At 69.7% G+C, this 15,214-nt stretch carries 16 protein-coding genes; 8 read left to right on the plus strand and 8 right to left on the minus strand.

The genetic code is table 11. The annotated features are described in order from the left end of the window. Window positions 1-69: 69 nt before the first annotated feature. From ASG30_RS20520 to ASG30_RS20545, 6 genes are all read right to left on the minus strand, one after another. Window positions 70-1,077 carry a TRAP transporter substrate-binding protein gene (locus tag ASG30_RS20520; RefSeq protein ID WP_055901444.1) on the minus strand — a complete coding sequence of 336 codons (1,008 nt, stop codon included), beginning with the start codon at window positions 1,075-1,077 and terminating at the stop codon, window positions 70-72. Window positions 1,078-1,121: 44 nt separating this feature from the next. Continuing rightward, on the minus strand, window positions 1,122-2,420 hold the full coding sequence (locus ASG30_RS20525; RefSeq protein WP_055901447.1) for a TRAP transporter large permease subunit: 1,299 nt from the start codon (window positions 2,418-2,420) through the stop codon (window positions 1,122-1,124). 130 nt (window positions 2,421-2,550) lie between these two features. Beyond that, a complete protein-coding gene (locus ASG30_RS20530) occupies window positions 2,551-3,108 on the minus strand; it encodes a TRAP transporter small permease (RefSeq protein WP_055901448.1) in 558 nt (185 codons plus the stop codon). 13 nt (window positions 3,109-3,121) lie between these two features. After that, a complete protein-coding gene (locus tag ASG30_RS20535; protein WP_055901451.1) occupies window positions 3,122-3,874 on the minus strand; it encodes a FadR/GntR family transcriptional regulator in 753 nt (250 codons plus the stop codon). An 8-nt stretch (window positions 3,875-3,882) separates the two neighbouring features. Beyond that, complete coding sequence (locus ASG30_RS20540) at window positions 3,883-4,263, minus strand: hypothetical protein (RefSeq protein ID WP_235579855.1); 381 nt, start codon at window positions 4,261-4,263, stop codon at window positions 3,883-3,885. A gap of 11 nt (window positions 4,264-4,274) precedes the next feature. Further along, entirely contained in the window at window positions 4,275-5,243 is a 969-nt protein-coding gene (locus tag ASG30_RS20545) for a 2-hydroxyacid dehydrogenase (protein WP_055901457.1), read from the minus strand. A gap of 68 nt (window positions 5,244-5,311) precedes the next feature. Here ASG30_RS20545 and ASG30_RS20550 point away from each other — a divergent pair, with 68 nt between their 5' ends. The 5 genes from ASG30_RS20550 to ASG30_RS20570 all read left to right on the plus strand — a co-directional run bounded on the left by ASG30_RS20550 (window position 5,312) and on the right by ASG30_RS20570 (window position 10,002). Then, window positions 5,312-7,054 carry an IlvD/Edd family dehydratase gene (locus ASG30_RS20550; RefSeq protein WP_055901460.1) on the plus strand — a complete coding sequence of 581 codons (1,743 nt, stop codon included), beginning with the start codon at window positions 5,312-5,314 and terminating at the stop codon, window positions 7,052-7,054. 26 nt (window positions 7,055-7,080) lie between these two features. After that, on the plus strand, window positions 7,081-7,983 hold the full coding sequence (locus ASG30_RS20555; RefSeq protein ID WP_055901463.1) for a 2-dehydro-3-deoxygalactonokinase: 903 nt from the start codon (window positions 7,081-7,083) through the stop codon (window positions 7,981-7,983). Further along, window positions 7,980-8,624 carry a 2-dehydro-3-deoxy-6-phosphogalactonate aldolase gene (locus tag ASG30_RS20560; protein ID WP_055901466.1) on the plus strand — a complete coding sequence of 215 codons (645 nt, stop codon included), beginning with the start codon at window positions 7,980-7,982 and terminating at the stop codon, window positions 8,622-8,624. The genes ASG30_RS20555 and ASG30_RS20560 overlap by 4 nt, the downstream gene beginning before the upstream one ends. Continuing rightward, a complete protein-coding gene (locus ASG30_RS20565; protein ID WP_055901758.1) occupies window positions 8,621-9,418 on the plus strand; it encodes an SDR family NAD(P)-dependent oxidoreductase in 798 nt (265 codons plus the stop codon). The genes ASG30_RS20560 and ASG30_RS20565 overlap by 4 nt, the downstream gene beginning before the upstream one ends. A 287-nt stretch (window positions 9,419-9,705) precedes the next feature. Then, window positions 9,706-10,002, plus strand: a complete 297-nt coding sequence (locus ASG30_RS20570) for a GIY-YIG nuclease family protein (protein ID WP_268793597.1) — start codon at window positions 9,706-9,708, stop codon at window positions 10,000-10,002. Between the two features lie 13 nt (window positions 10,003-10,015). Here ASG30_RS20570 and ASG30_RS20575 read toward each other — a convergent pair whose 3' ends face one another. Together ASG30_RS20575 and ASG30_RS20580 are read right to left on the minus strand one after the other, a co-directional pair. Continuing rightward, window positions 10,016-11,455 (minus strand): NAD-dependent succinate-semialdehyde dehydrogenase, encoded by a 1,440-nt coding sequence (locus tag ASG30_RS20575; RefSeq protein WP_055901472.1) that lies wholly within the window; start codon window positions 11,453-11,455, stop codon window positions 10,016-10,018. Between the two features lie 118 nt (window positions 11,456-11,573). Then, a complete protein-coding gene (locus ASG30_RS20580) occupies window positions 11,574-11,903 on the minus strand; it encodes a hypothetical protein (protein ID WP_055901477.1) in 330 nt (109 codons plus the stop codon). A 241-nt stretch (window positions 11,904-12,144) separates the two neighbouring features. Here ASG30_RS20580 and ASG30_RS20585 point away from each other — a divergent pair, with 241 nt between their 5' ends. The 3 genes from ASG30_RS20585 to ASG30_RS20595 all read left to right on the plus strand — a co-directional run bounded on the left by ASG30_RS20585 (window position 12,145) and on the right by ASG30_RS20595 (window position 15,204). Then, the gene (locus tag ASG30_RS20585; protein WP_082522231.1) at window positions 12,145-13,176 is read left to right on the plus strand and encodes an NUDIX domain-containing protein; all 1,032 of its coding nucleotides are present in this window, start codon (window positions 12,145-12,147) and stop codon (window positions 13,174-13,176) included. Window positions 13,177-13,328: 152 nt separating this feature from the next. Further along, window positions 13,329-13,844 carry a hypothetical protein gene (locus ASG30_RS20590; protein WP_055901480.1) on the plus strand — a complete coding sequence of 172 codons (516 nt, stop codon included), beginning with the start codon at window positions 13,329-13,331 and terminating at the stop codon, window positions 13,842-13,844. 1 nt (window position 13,845) lies between these two features. Then, window positions 13,846-15,204, plus strand: a complete 1,359-nt coding sequence (locus ASG30_RS20595) for a c-type cytochrome (RefSeq protein ID WP_055901483.1) — start codon at window positions 13,846-13,848, stop codon at window positions 15,202-15,204. The last annotated feature ends 10 nt before the right edge of the window (window positions 15,205-15,214 follow it).

A 15,214-nucleotide genomic window follows, 5' to 3' on the forward strand; every position in this document is an offset into this window, starting at 1 on the left:
TGGATTCCCGCCTCCGCGGGAATGACGGTGGTTGCGCAAGTACGGTGGTCGCGGGAATGACGGTGGCGATCAGCCCCCACGCGCCTTCTTCAGGCCATCCAGCACCACGTTCACCGCGTCCGGCCCGATGGTCGGCACGTTCTTGTCGTACACCGGCTTGACCTTCTCAAACATGCGGCGCTGCTCGGCCGGGTTGATCTCGTTGACCTGCATGCCCTTGGTCTTGAGGCTGGCCAGCGACTTCTCGTTCAGCTGGCGGTTGGCGGCGCGCTGGACCTTCTGGCCTTCGACGGCGGCCTCGCGCAGCACCGACTGCTCCTGCGGGGTCAGCTGGTCCCACAGCTTCTTGCTGTACAGCACCAGGAACGGCGTGTAGGCATGGCGCGTGACCGACAGGTACTTCTGCACCTCGTTGAACTTCGAGGTTTCGATGGTCACGAAGGGGTTCTCCTGGCCGTCGATGGTGCGGGTCTCCAGCGCGGTGAACACCTCGCCGAAGGCCATCGGCACCGCGTTCGTGCCCAGGGTCTTGAAGGTGTCCAGGAAGATGTTGTTCTGCATCACCCGCACCTTCACGCCCTCGAAGTCCTCGACCTTGGCCACCGGGCGCTTGCTGTTGGTGAGGTTGCGGAAACCGTTCTCCCAGTAGGCCAGGTTCACCAGGCCCGCGTCTTCCAGCTTCTTGTTGAAGTACTGGCCGGCGGCGCCGTCGAGCACCGCGTCGGCTTCCTTCTCGTTGGCGAAGAGGAAGGGCAGGTCGAACACGCCCAGCTCCTTGACGATGCCCACCAGCGGCGACGAGGAGGTGCACACCATCTCCTGCGTGCCCGCGCGCAGCGCCTGCGTGGCCTGCAGGTCGCCGCCGGCGGCGCCGCCCCAGAAGGCCTGGATCTTCAGCTTGCCGCCGGTCTTGGCGGCTAGCACTTCCTGCATCTTCTTGACGCCGACGCCGACCGGGTGGTCCTCGTTCACGCCGTTGGTGAACTTGATCGTGCGGTCCTGGAACTGCGCGAAGGCGGGGGCGGCGGCCAGCAGCGCGCCGGCGGCCAGGGTCACGAGAGTGCGCCGTTGGATCATGGTTTTGTCTCCTAGGTTGGAACGGTGGAAAAAAGGAAAAGTCGTCAGCGCAGGAGCCACTTGAGCGGCACCATCACGATGTCGGGGAAGAGCACCAGCGTGAACAGCACGATCAGCTCGGCGATGAAGAACGGCATCACGCCCTTGAAGGCGTCGTCCAGCGTGATGCGGGCCACGCCCGACACCACGTTGAGCACCGTGCCCACCGGCGGCGTGATCAGGCCGATGGCGTTGTTCATGATGAAGAGCACGCCGAAGTACACCGGGTCGATGCCGGCCTTCAGCACCACCGGCATCAGCACCGGCGTGAGGATCAGCACCGTGGGAGTGAAGTCCAGCGCGGTGCCCACCAGCACCACGATGACCATGATGACGAGCATCAGCAGGATGCGGTTGCCCATGAAGGGCGACAGCATGTTCGCCACCTCGGTCGGGATGTTGGCCACCGTGATCAGCCAGGCGCTCACCATGGCGGCGGCCACCAGGAACATCACGACGGCGGTGGTCTTGCCCGCCGAGAGGATCAGGCCGTACAGGTGGGCCGGCTTGAGCTCGCGGTAGATGAACATGCCCACCACGAAGCTGTAGACGGCGGCGACCACGGCGGCTTCGGTGGGCGTGAACACGCCGAACTTCATGCCGCCCAGGATCACCACCGGCAGCGCGATGGCCAGGCTGCCCTGCCCGGTCAGGCGCAGGCGCTCGGCCATGCTCACCCGCGGCGCCGGCTGCACGTTCTCGCGCCGCGCCACGATCCACCAGGCGATGCCGATGGCCACGCCCATCAGGATGCCGGGCACGATGCCGGCGAGGAACAGCTTGGTGATCGAGACGTTGCCCGCGACGCCGAAGATGATCAGCCCGATGGAGGGCGGGATCACCGGCGCGATGATGCCGCCGGCGGCGATCAGGCCGGCCGAGCGGTTCACCTGGTAGCCGGCCTGCCGCATCATCGGGATCAGCAGCGCCGAGAGCGCCGCGGTGTCGGCCACCGCCGACCCCGACAGCGAGGCCATGATCACCGCCGCCAGCACCGCCACGTAGCCCAGTCCGCCGCGGAAGTGCCCGACCCAGGCCATGGCCAGGTTGACGATGCGGCGCGACAGCCCGCCCGCGTTCATGAACTCGCCCGCCAGCAGGAAGAAGGGCACGGCCAGCAGCGGGAAGTTGTCGGCGCCGTCGACGAAGCGCTGCGCCAGGATCTGGCTGTCGAAGGCCGCCAGCGCGCCGGTGGCGGCCATGAAGGCCATCAGCGACAGCCCGCAGATCAGGAGCGCATAGGCGATCGGCATGCCGATGGCCATCGCGCCCAGCAGGCTGAAGAGGAAGACGCCGACGGTCATGGCCTGTCCTCCTCGGGGCGGGAGATTGCCGTCGTCCCCGCGGAGGCGGGGACCCAGCGCAGCGCGCCCCGGACCTCGCAAAACACGGAAGCTCTGGATTCCCGCCTGCGCGGGAATGACGAATATCCGGTCATGGGCGCACCCTCCCCGCCTCGACCGGCTGCGCGGGCATCTCGTGCACCACGTCCTCGGATTCGACCACCTGCACCAGCTCGTCCTCCGCGATGCGGCCGGTCACCAGCCGGAACAGCACGTTGATGTTGAACATCGCCATCACCGCGGCCACCACGTAGCCGATGCCGTAGATCCAGATCATGGAGATGCCCACCACCGGCGAGACGTTGGTGACCTGCAGGTCGTGCATCTTCCAGGTGCCGATGAAGAACAGCGCGTTGCACCAGAGCATCAGCGACTCGGACAGGAACAGGCAGAACTTCCTGCCGCCCACCGGCAGGTGCTTGACCAGGGTGTCCACGCCCAGGTGGCCCTTCTCGCGCATGGCGATCATGGCGCCGATGTAGGTGAGCCAGATGAAGCAGTAGCGCGACATCTCCTCGGACACCTGGATCCCCGAGTTGAAGGCGTAGCGCAGCACCACGTTGCCGAACACCATGAACACCATGGCCACCAGCGCGGCGACCACCAGGAATTCGAGTCCCTTGAAGAACCAGTCGATCGCTCTTTTCATTCCGTCGTCGGCCTCACACGGTGGCGCGCAGATGCGGCGCGGGCGCGTCCAGCTTGGGCAGGCGGCGGCGCGAGGCCAGCACCTGGTCGATGTCTTCGCGCGCCCCGTCGATCAGCACCAGGATGGCCTCCTCGGCCTGGTCGGGCCGGCGCGCGATCACCGCGTCCAGCACCGCGCGGTGCAGCGGCAGCGACAGGCGCGGTCCGTCCTTGCGGCTGGTGGAGATCTCGAAGCTTGTGCGCAGCAGCGCGGCCAGTGCCTTGCTCATCTGCGCCAGCATGCGGTTGTGGCAGGCGCGCAGCAGGCCCTGGTGGAACAGCAGGTCGTGCGTGACGTAGTCGCCGCCCTCCTCCACCGCCCGCCGCATGCCCTGGTAGGCCGCCTCGATGCCGGCGATGTCGTCGGCCGTGGCGCGCTCGGCGGCCATGCGCACGGCGGCCGGTTCCACCACGCGGCGCAGCTCCTGCAGGTCGCGCAGGAACTCGCGCGTCAGGCCCACCTGGGACTGCCAGACCACCACGTCCGGGTCGAACCAGTTCCACTGGTCGGCCGGCATCACGCGGGTGCCCACCTTGGGCCCGGTGCTCACCAGGCCCTTGGCCACCAGCGACTTGACCGCTTCGCGCACCACGGTGCGGCTGACGCCGAGCTCCTCGCCCAGCAAGGGCTCCGGCGGCATGGACGCGCCCGGCGCATAGCGGCCGGACATGATGGTCACGCCCAGGCGGTCGAGCGTGTTGCCATGGACGTTCTTGATGGCCCCCATGCCGTCGTTCAGCCGCGCACGAAGACGGTGACCAGCGGGTCGGGGCCGACCTGCGCGCTGCGGTGGCCATGCACGGCCGGATCGAACGTGGCGCCTTCGGGCAGCAGGTCCGCCGAATAGAAGTGCTCGCCGGCGCGGAACACGCGCGAGGTGCCGTCCTGCAGGCCGATCTCCATCGCGCCGCCGAGGATGAACACCCACTGCGTGTTCGTCGAACAGTGGAACTCGCTGCGGAAGCCCACCGGGCTGTGGCGCAGCTGCAGGCCCTCGGCCGGCAGCAGCGCGGAAAGCATGGCCTGCGGCTTGCCCTGGTCGAGCGGCAGCACGTCCTCGCGGAAACGTGCGCGGCCGTCGGAATCGGTGAAGAGGATGACCTTCGTGAAATGCACGGCGGGTTCCTTCAGCGGCATTCGGGCACCGGCGTCAGCAGCGGCTGGCCGGCGAAGTGCGCGGCCAGGTTGTCGAACGCCAGCGCCGCCATCGCGTGCCGGGTCTGCACCGTGGCGCTGCCGATGTGCGGGGCCAGCACCACGTTGTCGAGTTCGCGCAGCGCCTGCGGCACGCGCGGCTCGTTCTCGAACACATCGAGCGCCGCACCGGCGATGACGCCCTTCTGCAGCGCATCGATCAGGGCGGCCTCGTCCACCACCGACCCGCGCGCCACGTTGACCAGGTAGCCCTGCGGCCCCAACGCGCGCAGCACCTCGGCGTTGATCATGTGGCGCGTGGCGGCGCCGCCGGGCGTGATGACCACCAGGAAATCGACCTGCGCGGCCAGCTCCGCCGCCGAGGGGAAGTACGCGTGCTTCACGTCCTTTCGGTTGCGGCTGGTGTAGGCGATCGACATGCCGAAGGCCTCGGCTCTCTTGGCGATGGCCTGGCCGATGCGGCCCAGCCCGACGATGCCCAGCCGCGCGCCCGACATCTTGCGGGACAGCGGCATCGCGCCCTGCGTCTCCCAGCGGCCGTCGCGCACGTAGCGGTCGGCCTGCGGCAGCTTCTTGGCCACGGACAGCATCAGCCCGATGGCCGTGTCGGCCACCTCGTCGTTGAGCACGTCCGGCGTGTGCGTGACCGGGATGCGGCGCTCCAGCGCGGCCGCCACGTCGACCTTGTCGTAGCCCACGCCCATGATGGAGACCATCTCCAGCGCCGGCAGCTGCGCCAGCAGCGCACGGTCGACCAGCGACTCGCCGCCACCCGTGACGGCACGGATGCGCGGCGCGGCCTGCGCGAAGGCCTGCGGATCGGTCTGGTGCAGACGGTCCAGCAGCTCGAAGGATTGCTGCAGCTTTTCGATGTAGAAAGGCGGCAGCTTCATCACCGCCAGCACGGCGGGCTTGCTCGTCGAGGTTGGTGCGGCGCTCATGGTTTTCACCGGGAAAGGGCCGCAATGGTATGAACATAATACGATTGCCTCTACCCCGGACGAACCCTATGACCGACCCGAACAAGCCCCGCAAGAAGCCCGAAGAACTCCGCAGCCAGCAGTGGTTCGGCCGCCAGGACCGCGACGGCTTCGCCTACCGCAGCTGGGTCAAGGGCAAGGGCGTGCCGCACGACCAGTTCGACGGCCGGCCCGTCATCGGCATCTGCAACACCTTCAGCGAGCTCACGCCCTGCAACTCGCATTTCCGCACGCTGGCCGAGCAGGTCAAGATCGGCGTGTACGAGGCGGGCGGCTTCCCGCTCGAGTTCCCCGTGATGTCGCTGGGCGAGACGCTGCTGCGCCCCACCGCCATGCTGTACCGCAATCTCGCCAGCATGGACGTGGAGGAGTCGATCCGCGGCAACCCCATCGACGGCGTCGTGCTCCTCTTCGGTTGCGACAAGACCACGCCTTCGCTGCTGATGGGCGCTTCGTCGGTAGACCTGCCGGCCATCGGCGTCTCGGGCGGGCCCATGCTGTCGGGCAAGTGGCGCGGCCAGGAGCTGGGCTCGGGCACCGGCGTGTGGAGCATGAGCGAGCAGGTGCGCGCCGGCACGCTCATGCTGCAGGATTTCTTCGAGGCCGAGTCGTGCATGCACCGCAGCCACGGCCACTGCATGACGATGGGGACGGCCTCCACCATGGCCAGCATGGTGGAAGCGCTGGGCGTGGGCCTGCCCGGCAACGCGGCCTACCCGGCCGTGGACGGCCGCCGCAACGTGATCGCGCGCAACGCCGGCCGCCGCATCGTGGACATGGTCCACGAGGACCTCAAGCTGTCGAAGATCCTCACCCGCCAGGCCTTCGAGAACGCCATCAAGACCCTGGCCGCCATCGGCGGCTCCACCAACGCGGTGATCCACCTGATCGCCATCGCGCGCCGCATCGGCGTAGAGCTGAAGGTGGAGGACTTCGACCGGCTGGGCAGCGAGATGCCCTGCCTGGTGAACCTTCAGCCCTCGGGCAAGTTCCTGATGGAGGACTTCTGCTACGCCGGCGGCCTGCCGGCGGTGATGAAGGAGATCCGCGGCCACCTGCACCTGGACGCCATCACCGCCAACGGCAGCACGGTCGGCCAGAACATCGAAGGCGCGCAGAACTACAACGCCGAGGTGATCCAGCCGCTGGACAAGCCGTTCAAGGACAAGGCCGGCATCGCGGTGCTGCGCGGCAACCTGGCGCCGCGCGGCGCGGTCATCAAGCCCAGCGCGGCCACGCCCGCGCTGATGGTGCACAAGGGCCGCGCCGTGGTGTTCGAGGACATCGAGGACTTCCACAAGCGCATCGACGACGAGAGCCTGGACATCGACGAGACCTGCGTGATGGTGCTCAAGAACTGCGGTCCCAAGGGCTACCCCGGCATGGCCGAGGTCGGCAACATGCCGCTGCCGCCCAAGGTGCTGCGCAAGGGCATCACCGACATGGTCCGCATCAGCGACGCGCGCATGAGCGGCACGGCCTACGGCACCGTCGTCCTGCACACCGCGCCCGAGGCGGCCGCCGGCGGACCGCTGGCGGTGGTGCGCAACGGCGACATGATCGAGCTGGACGTGCCCAACCGGCGCCTGCACCTGCACATCCCGGACGAGGAGTTGCAGGCGCGCCTGAAGGCCTGGACGGCGCCGAAGCCGCCGCTGTCCTCGGGCTACTGGAAGCTGTACGTGGACCACGTGCTGCAGGCCGACGAGGGCGCCGACCTGGACTTCCTGCAGGGCAAGCGCGGGGCGTTCGTGCCGCGGGACAACCATTGAGCGGGCTCCCTAGCGCTCCTGCCCAGATGCTCATCGCGCTCGACTGGGGCACGTCGTCGCTGCGCGCCGCGCGGCTCGATGCGGACGGCAACGTGATCGAGGAACGGCACAGCGGCGACGGCATCCTCAACGTGCCGGCCGATGGCTTTCCCGCCGCCTTCCAGCGCGCCGTGAAAGGCTGGCGGCCCGGCGCCAGCACGCTGGTCCTGGCCAGCGGCATGGTGGGCAGCCGGCAAGGCTGGCTGGAGGCGCCCTACTGCCCCTGCCCCGCCGGTCCCGAGGAACTCGCCGCGCGCATCGCCTGGCTGCCCGATGCGCCTTCGCACGTGCGCCTGGGGCTGGTGCCCGGCCTGTGCGACCTGCAGGCCGGCGTGCACGACGTGATGCGTGGCGAGGAGGTGCAGGTCTTCGGCGCGCTCGAACTCCTGGGCCGCGACGCCGGCACCTTCGTGCTGCCCGGCACGCACAGCAAGTGGGTGCGCGTGCGCCAGGGCCGCATCGACTCGTTCTCCACCTTCATGACCGGCGAGGTGTACGCGCTGCTGCGCAAGCATTCGATCCTGGCGCGCACCATGGCCGAGGAGGACGGGCCGCTGGACGAACCGGCGTTCCTGCGCGGCGTCCTGCACGCCCGGCACGCCGGCAGCCTGCTGCACGGCGCCTTCTCGGCGCGCACCTCGTCGCTGTTCGGCCAGCTGTCGGCGCAGGTGCTGCCGAGTTACCTGTCCGGACTGGTGATCGGCGAGGAACTGCGCGCGCAGCAGCTGGAGAACAGCGGCGACCACCTGGTGCTGGTCGGCGCGCCAGCCTTGACGCACCGCTACCAGCTGGCGCTCGGGGCGCTAGGGGTCCATGCTTCGTGCCTGGGCGCCGAAGCCACCTGGCGCGGCCTGTGGTCGCTCGCCCGCACCCTGCAAACCTCCGCATGAAGCAAGACGAAGACACCGTTTTCGACCGGGCCGTGACCGCGCTGCCGCTGGTGGCCATCCTGCGCGGCATCACGCCCGCCGAAGCCCTGCCCGTGGGCCAGGCCCTGGTGGACGCGGGCTTTCGCCTCATCGAGGTGCCGCTCAATTCACCCGAGCCGCTGCGCAGCATCTCCGCGCTGGCCCATGCCTTCCCCCAGGCCGTCGTGGGCGCCGGCACCGTGCTGCGCCGCGCCGACGTCGGGTCGGTGCAGGCCGCCGGCGGTCAGCTGGTGGTCGCGCCCAACTTCGATGCCGGCGTGGTGCAGGAAGCGCGCGAACTCGGCATGGCGTGCCTGCCCGGCGTGGCCACCCCCACCGAGGCCTTCGCCGCGCTGGACGCCGGCGCCACCGGCCTGAAGCTGTTCCCCGCCGAGGCGATCCCGCCCGCCGCCGTGAAGGCGCTGCGGGCCGTGCTGCCGCCCGGCACCCTGTTGCTGCCCGTGGGCGGCGTCACGCCGGACAACACCGCGGCCTGGCGCGCCGCCGGCGCGGACGGGCTGGGCATCGGTTCCGCGCTCTACAAACCGGGCCGGCCGGCGCACGAAGTGGCGGTGCTGGCGCGCGCTTTCGCCGATGCATGGAGGGGTACGATGCGCGCATGACAGCGCCCTCGTCTCCTTCTTCCTCCCCGGATATCCGCTTCGGCCTGCAAGGCCGCATCTGCATCGTCACCGGCGGTGCTCAGGGCATCGGCGAAGCCTGTGCCCGCCGCTTCGCGCAGGACGGCGCGGTGCCGGTCATCGCCGACCTCGACGCCGCTCGCGGCCAGGCGCTGGCCGCCGAACTCGGTGGCCTGTTCGTCGCCTGCGACGTGGGCGACAAGGCCCAGGTCGACACGCTGGTCGCGCAGACGATGCTGAAGTTCGGCCGCATCAACGTGCTGGTGAACAACGCCGGCATCTTCAAGGCCTCGGACTTCCTGGAGGTCAGCGAAGCCGACTTCGACGCCGTGCTGCGCGTCAACCTCAAGGGCTCTTTCCTGGTGGGCCAGGCGGTCGCGCGCGAGATGGCCAAGGCCGGCAAGGGCGCGATCGTCAACATGAGCTCGGTCAACGCCGTGCTGACCATCCCCACGATCGCCAGCTACAACGTGAGCAAGGGCGGCGTCAACCAGCTCACCCGCGTGATGGCCCTTGCGTTGGCCGACAAGGGCATCCGCGTCAACGCCGTCGCGCCGGGAACGATCGCGACCGAACTCGCGGCCAAGGCGGTGCTGACCAGCGAGGAGGCCAAGCAGCGCATCATGAGCCGCACGCCGATGAAGCGCCTGGGCGAACCTTCCGAGATCGCCGACGTCGTCGCGTGGCTGGCCAGCGATGCGGCGAGCTACGTCACCGGGGAGATCGTGGTGGTGGATGGGGGGAGGATGACGTTGAACTACACCGTGCCGGTGTAGTGCAGCGCGGGCCCCTCAGGCCCGTCCCGTCAGCGCCTCCCTCTCCCCGACATTCCCGTCCCCACGCTGTCATTCCCGCCCCTACCCCGTCATTCCCGCGGAGGCGGGAATCCAGTGCGTCCGCCTTCAGCGGACTGCCGGAAGCCCTGGATCCCCGCCTTCGCGGGGATGACGAAGGTTTTTTTCCGGGCGCATGACGGGCGGGCTTTCCCCGCTTTCGCAGGATGACGACCGCGGCGAGGCCTTCCTAGAGTCGACGGGATGCCCACCAGCACCCGGCCATCTACATCCTCGCCAGCGCCCGCAACGGCACGCTCTACGTCGGCGTCACCTCGGACTTGATCCAGCGGGTCTGGCAGCACAAGACGCACCACTTCGACGGCTTCACCGACCGCTACCAGATCGCCTTGCTCGTCCACTACGAGTTATTCGGCGACATGGAGCGCGCCATCTCGCGCGAGAAGCGGCTGAAGAAATGGAACCGCCAGTGGAAGCTGCGTCTGATTGAAGAGCGCAACCCCGACTGGCGGGACTTGTGGGAGGACGTGCTGGGAAGCACTGGATCCCCGCCTTCGCGGGGATGACTGCCCTAGCCGCTCAGACGTTCATCACGGACACGGCGCGCGCGTTCAGGTAGGCCTCGATCGCCTCCGGCCCGCCTTCCGAGCCGTAGCCCGAATCCTTCACGCCACCGAAAGGCATCTCGGCCGAGGGCATGGCCGGCATGTTGATCCACAGCATGCCCACTTCCACCTTGCGCGACAGCAGGTCGGCGTTCTTCAGGGACTTGGTGAACGCATAGCCCGCCAGCCCGTACGGCAGGCGGTTGGATTCGGCGATCGCGTCTTCCAGCTTGCCGAACGAGCGGATCGCGGCCATCGGGCCGAACGGCTCGTCGTTGAACACCTTGGCCTCCAGCGACACGTCGTCCAGGATGGTGGGCTGCCAGAAGTTGCCCGAGTCGCCGATGCGCTCGCCGCCGGCCAGCACCTTGGCGCCCTTGGCCACGGCGTCCTTGGTGAACTCCGCCATCGCGGTCACGCGGCGCGGGTTGGCCAGGGGCCCCATCTGCGTGCCCTCGGCCAGGCCGTCGCCGACCTTCAGGCCCTGGGCGTGCTTGGTGAGCGCGGCCGCGAACTCGCCGCGGATGCTCTCGTGCACCAGGAAGCGCGTGGGCGAGATGCAGACCTGGCCCGCGTTGCGGAACTTGGCGGCGCCGGCCGACTTGACGGCCAGCGCGATGTCCGCGTCCTCGCACACGATCACCGGCGCGTGCCCGCCCAGCTCCATCGTCACCCGCTTCATGTGCTGGCCCGCCAGCGCGGTCAGCTGCTTGCCCACCGGCGTGGAGCCGGTGAAGGTGATCTTGCGGATCACCGGATGCGGGATCAGGTAGCTGGAGATCTCGGCCGGGTTGCCGTACACCAGGCCCAGCACGCCGGGCGGCAGGCCCGCGTCCTGGAAGGCGCGCACGAGTTCGGCGGGGCCGGCGGGCGTCTCTTCCGGGGCCTTGACCAGCATGGAGCAGCCGGCGGCCAGCGCGGCGCCGACCTTGCGCACCACCTGGTTGATCGGGAAGTTCCAGGGCGTGAACGCGGCCACCGGACCCACCGGGTCCTTGAGCACCATCTGCCGCACGGCCAGGTTCCAGCGCGAAGGCACGATGCGGCCGTAGATGCGGAAGCCCTCTTCGGCGAACCACTCGATGATGTCGGCGGCCGCCAGGGCCTCGCCCTTGGCTTCCACCAGCGGCTTGCCCTGCTCCTGCGTGAGCAGGCGGCCGATCGCCTCGGCGCGCTCGCGCATCAGGCCGGCGGCCTTGCGCATGATCTTGCTGCGGTCCGCCGCGGTCATGTCGCGCCAGGTCTCGAAGCCCTTCTGCGCCGCGGCCAGGGCCTTGTCCAGGTCGGCCTTGCCGGCGTGGGCCACGCGGCCGATCTCCCGGCCGGTGGCGGGATTGAAGACCGCCAGGGTGCGGCCATCGGCCGAGTCCTGCCAGTTGCCGTCGATGAAGAGCTGGGTGTTCGGATAGGTCATGGGCTGCTTCAGGTGCAAGAAAGGAAAAAGAAGGGGGATTGTCGGGCAATCGCGATCCCCGCCCGCCCGCCGGGACCGGCGCCCCCGCGCGGCGTGGGGACGCGTGGCGCGGCCGCGGTCAGCTGCCGCCGCGCAGCCAGGGCAGCAGGCTGCGCGCGCCCTCGCCGCTGGCCCCGCCCGAGCCGCCTGAAACGCCCGCCGGCGGCAGCGCATCGACCAGCAGCTCGTTGACGACGTCGAGGTCGTGTGCCGCCTGGCGCACCTCTTCCTCGGCCACCACCGTCCGCTCGGCCGCCTGCGCGATCGCGTCGACGTCGCGGCGCGGCAGCGCGGCCTTCAGGGCGGCGTTGGCGGCGACCAGGTCCTCCTCGGCCGCCTTGACGTTGTCGTGGGCGCTGCGCGCCTTGCGGCGCACGGTGCCGGCGATGGAGTCGGGGGTCAGGGCCATGGTGCGCGTTTATATGGCAGAGACTTCGCCGGGCTGCCTCAGCCGCCGCCACTTCATGCGTTTGCGTGCGGAACTCGACACCTGCGCCAGCCCATGGAAAAAAAACAGACTCAGCCGCGCCCCCGCGCAGACCCCAAGGCCGAGCAACGCGCCGCTATAAACATCGACCGCTGCCCAATCAAGGAAGAAGTCCGACCATGCGCGACAACCGAGCCCGCCGCCAAGTCGGCTGAGGAACGCCGTGCCTGCCGAAAGCTCCGGGATCGCGGCCTGCGTCGCCCACTTCCTGCTGCCCGACGAGGTGCAGCTGGGCCTGCTGCGGTCGGCGCTGGCCCGGGTCGATCGCGTGCTGGTGTTCGTCACCCGCGCGTACCAGGCGCCTTCGGCACGGCATCCGTTCGGCTGGCGCGAGCGCGCCGACATGCTGGCCGCGTCGCTGGACGCCACCGAGCGCGCGCGGATCGACTTCGAGCCGGTGCGGGAACACTGGAGCGAGCTGCGCACCCTGCGGGCGGTGCAGGCGATCGTGGCCCGCCACGGCCAGGCGGCGCGGGTGGCCTGCCTGTGGTCCGGCCCCGCGCCCGCGCCGGAGGACAGGCCGCGCGGCTGGGCCTTCGAGCCGGCCGGCGACACCGATGCCCGCAGCGGCCCGCGCCTGGATGCGCTCTACGCGGCCCACGATCCGCTGGCGGCCTGGCGCGGGATGGAGGGCGAACTCGCGCCGGGCGCGCGCGAGCCGGTGCGCGCCTGGCTGGACACGCCGGCCTTCTCGCGGCTGCGCGAGGAGTGGCGGCTGGTCGACCGCGAGAAGAAGGTCTGGTCGGCGGTGCCCTATCCCGTGACGCTGGTGACCGTCGATGCCGTGGTGCGCGCCGGCGGCCAGGTGCTGCTGGTCGAGCGCGGCCGCCCGCCCGGGCGCGGGCTGTGGGCGCTGCCCGGCGGCTTCCTCGAAGGCGGCGACACGGTGCTGCAGTCGGCGCTGCGCGAGCTGCTGGAGGAAACCGGCCTGCCCGTCGCCGAGCGCCGGATGCGCGAGCACCTGCGCGAGGTGAAGGTGTTCGACCATCCGGCCCGCAGCCAGCGCGGTCGCATCGTCACGCACGCCCACTTCTTCGACCTCGGCGAGGACCCGCCGCCGCCGGTGCGCGGTGGCGACGACGCGGCGGCGGCGCGGTGGTTTCCGATCGCGCAGCTCGCATCCTTGGAGACGAAGCTGCATGACGACCACTTCCATGTCCTTGACGAGTTCCTGCGCCTGACCGCCGATCCCTGAGTGCATTCGGGCACTGGCGCGGGTGCCGGACTCATCAGCGATGCATCGCTTCGCACATCGCTTGAAACGCCGCGCCTTCAGGTGTAGAACCAATCTGGCCGCGCTCTGCTTTTGGAGTGCGGCGTGCCGCGAAGCACAAAGGGAGGCCCCGCATGGACACACTCCTCGGAACACGCAGCCGGCACTGGCGGGCCACGGACTGGACCGCGGCTGCGGTCTCCGGTTTCGCGGCCGGCGCAGTGCTGATGGTGCTGGACCTGATCTGGTCCGCCCTCTTCCATCCCGAGGGGCCCTGGCGGATATCGCACATGGTCGCGCCGATCTTCACCGGCACGCCGCCGCCCGCCGCGCCCACGGGCTATGAGTTCAGCGTGGGCGTGGTCGCGGTCGCGCTGGCCACGCACTACGTGCTGGGCATCGTCTTCGGGGTGGTGATGGCCTTCCTGATGGCCCAGCTGCGGATGGACGCGTCGCCCGAGCGGGCGGCGGCCGCGGGCGCCGTCCTCGGCCTCGTGCTCTACCTCTTCAACTTCGAACTGATGGCCCGCGCCTTCTTCCCGTGGCTGGCCGCGCTGCGCGGCTGGGAGACGCTCGCCGCGCACGTCCTGTTCGGGATCGTGGCCGCCCTGCTCTACTGGAAGTTCAACAGAACGCCCGCGGAGCCCTAGCATGGGCATCGCCGTCGCGTTGATCGTCCTCGCCCTCGGCTCGGTGCTGTTCCACTTCTTCAGCCCCTGGTACTTCACGCCGATCGCGTCCAACTGGAGCACCATCGACACGACCATCACCATCACCTTCTGGGTGACGGGCCTGGTGTTCGTCGCCATCAGCCTCTTCATGGCCTGGGCGGTGATCCGCTACCGCCACCGACCCGAGCGGCGGGCGGACTACCAGCCGGAGAATCGCCGGCTCGAGTCCTGGCTGCTGGTGCTCACCGGCATGGGCGTGGCCGCCATGCTGGCGCCCGGCCTGGTGGTCTGGGCCGACATCATCAAGGTGCCGCAGAACGCGCAGGTGGTGGAGGTGATGGCCCAGCAGTGGCACTGGGCCTACCGCCTCCCGGGGCAGGACGGCCAGCTGGGCACGGTGCATTCGCGCTTCGTCAGCGACACCAACCCCTTTGGCATGAACCCGGCCGACCCGCACGGTCGCGACGACATCCTGCTGGCCAGCCCCGAGCTGCACGTGCCGCTGGGCCAGCCGATCAAGCTGCTGCTGCGCTCCAAGGACGTGCTGCACAACTTCGCCGTGGCGCAGCTGCGGGTGAAGATGGACCTGGTGCCCGGCCTGGTCACCTACTCCTGGTTCACGCCCACGCGCACCGGCGGCTTCGACCTGCTGTGCGAGGAGCTCTGCGGCGTCGGCCACTTCGCCATGCGAGGCCGCATCGTGGTGGACGAGCCCGCTGCTTACCAAGCCTGGCTGGGGCAACAGCGCACCTTCGCGCAGGGGCAGGACCGGCCCAAGGGCGACGTGGCCGCGGGCAAGGCGCTCTACGCCGCCTGCGCCGCCTGCCACGGCGCCAACGGCGAGGGCAACCTCGCGCTCAATGCGCCCAAGCTCAGCGGCCACGGCGCCTGGTACCTGGAGCGGCAGCTGCGGCTGTTCAAGGACGGCGCGCGCGGCACGCACGAGAAGGATGTGTTCGGCAAGATGATGGCGCCCATGGCCGCCATGATGGCGGACGACGCGGCCCTGGCCAGCGTGGTGGGCTACATCGCCACCCTGCCCGACGCCCCGGCCGCCGCCACGCTCAAGGGCGACGTGGAGAAGGGCCAACAGCGCTATGCCACCTGCGCGGCCTGCCACGGCGCCGACGCGAAGGGCATCGCCGCCACCAACGCGCCGCGCCTGGCCGGCATGAGCGACTGGTACATGGCCCGGCAGCTGAAGAACTTCCGCGACGGCGTGCGCGGCGCGCATGCGCAGGACCACCATGGCGCGCAGATGGCGCTGGTGGCCGGCATGCTGGCCGACGACGCGGCGGTCGGCGACATCCTGGCGTACATCAACTCGAACCCGCGCTGACCCGAGGAGC

Origin of the sequence: Ramlibacter sp. Leaf400 (genome assembly GCF_001424545.1) — a bacterium.
Taxonomy (GTDB): domain Bacteria; phylum Pseudomonadota; class Gammaproteobacteria; order Burkholderiales; family Burkholderiaceae_C; genus Ramlibacter.

What these genes read in the sequence shown, in the direction of transcription:
- ASG30_RS20525 (WP_055901447.1), bottom strand. Translation starts at nt 2,420, where the DNA reads ATGACCGTCGGCGTCTTCCTCTTCAGCCTGCTGGGCGCGATGGCCATC.
- ASG30_RS20590 (WP_055901480.1), top strand. Translation starts at nt 13,329, where the DNA reads ATGGACACACTCCTCGGAACACGCAGCCGGCACTGGCGGGCCACGGAC.
- ASG30_RS20555 (WP_055901463.1), top strand. Translation starts at nt 7,081, where the DNA reads ATGCTCATCGCGCTCGACTGGGGCACGTCGTCGCTGCGCGCCGCGCGG.
- ASG30_RS20520 (WP_055901444.1), bottom strand. Translation starts at nt 1,077, where the DNA reads ATGATCCAACGGCGCACTCTCGTGACCCTGGCCGCCGGCGCGCTGCTG.
- ASG30_RS20560 (WP_055901466.1), top strand. Translation starts at nt 7,980, where the DNA reads ATGAAGCAAGACGAAGACACCGTTTTCGACCGGGCCGTGACCGCGCTG.
- ASG30_RS20575 (WP_055901472.1), bottom strand. Translation starts at nt 11,455, where the DNA reads ATGACCTATCCGAACACCCAGCTCTTCATCGACGGCAACTGGCAGGAC.
- ASG30_RS20595 (WP_055901483.1), top strand. Translation starts at nt 13,846, where the DNA reads ATGGGCATCGCCGTCGCGTTGATCGTCCTCGCCCTCGGCTCGGTGCTG.
- ASG30_RS20530 (WP_055901448.1), bottom strand. Translation starts at nt 3,108, where the DNA reads ATGAAAAGAGCGATCGACTGGTTCTTCAAGGGACTCGAATTCCTGGTG.
- ASG30_RS20535 (WP_055901451.1), bottom strand. Translation starts at nt 3,874, where the DNA reads ATGGGGGCCATCAAGAACGTCCATGGCAACACGCTCGACCGCCTGGGC.
- ASG30_RS20565 (WP_055901758.1), top strand. Translation starts at nt 8,621, where the DNA reads ATGACAGCGCCCTCGTCTCCTTCTTCCTCCCCGGATATCCGCTTCGGC.
- ASG30_RS20545 (WP_055901457.1), bottom strand. Translation starts at nt 5,243, where the DNA reads ATGAGCGCCGCACCAACCTCGACGAGCAAGCCCGCCGTGCTGGCGGTG.
- ASG30_RS20580 (WP_055901477.1), bottom strand. Translation starts at nt 11,903, where the DNA reads ATGGCCCTGACCCCCGACTCCATCGCCGGCACCGTGCGCCGCAAGGCG.
- ASG30_RS20550 (WP_055901460.1), top strand. Translation starts at nt 5,312, where the DNA reads ATGACCGACCCGAACAAGCCCCGCAAGAAGCCCGAAGAACTCCGCAGC.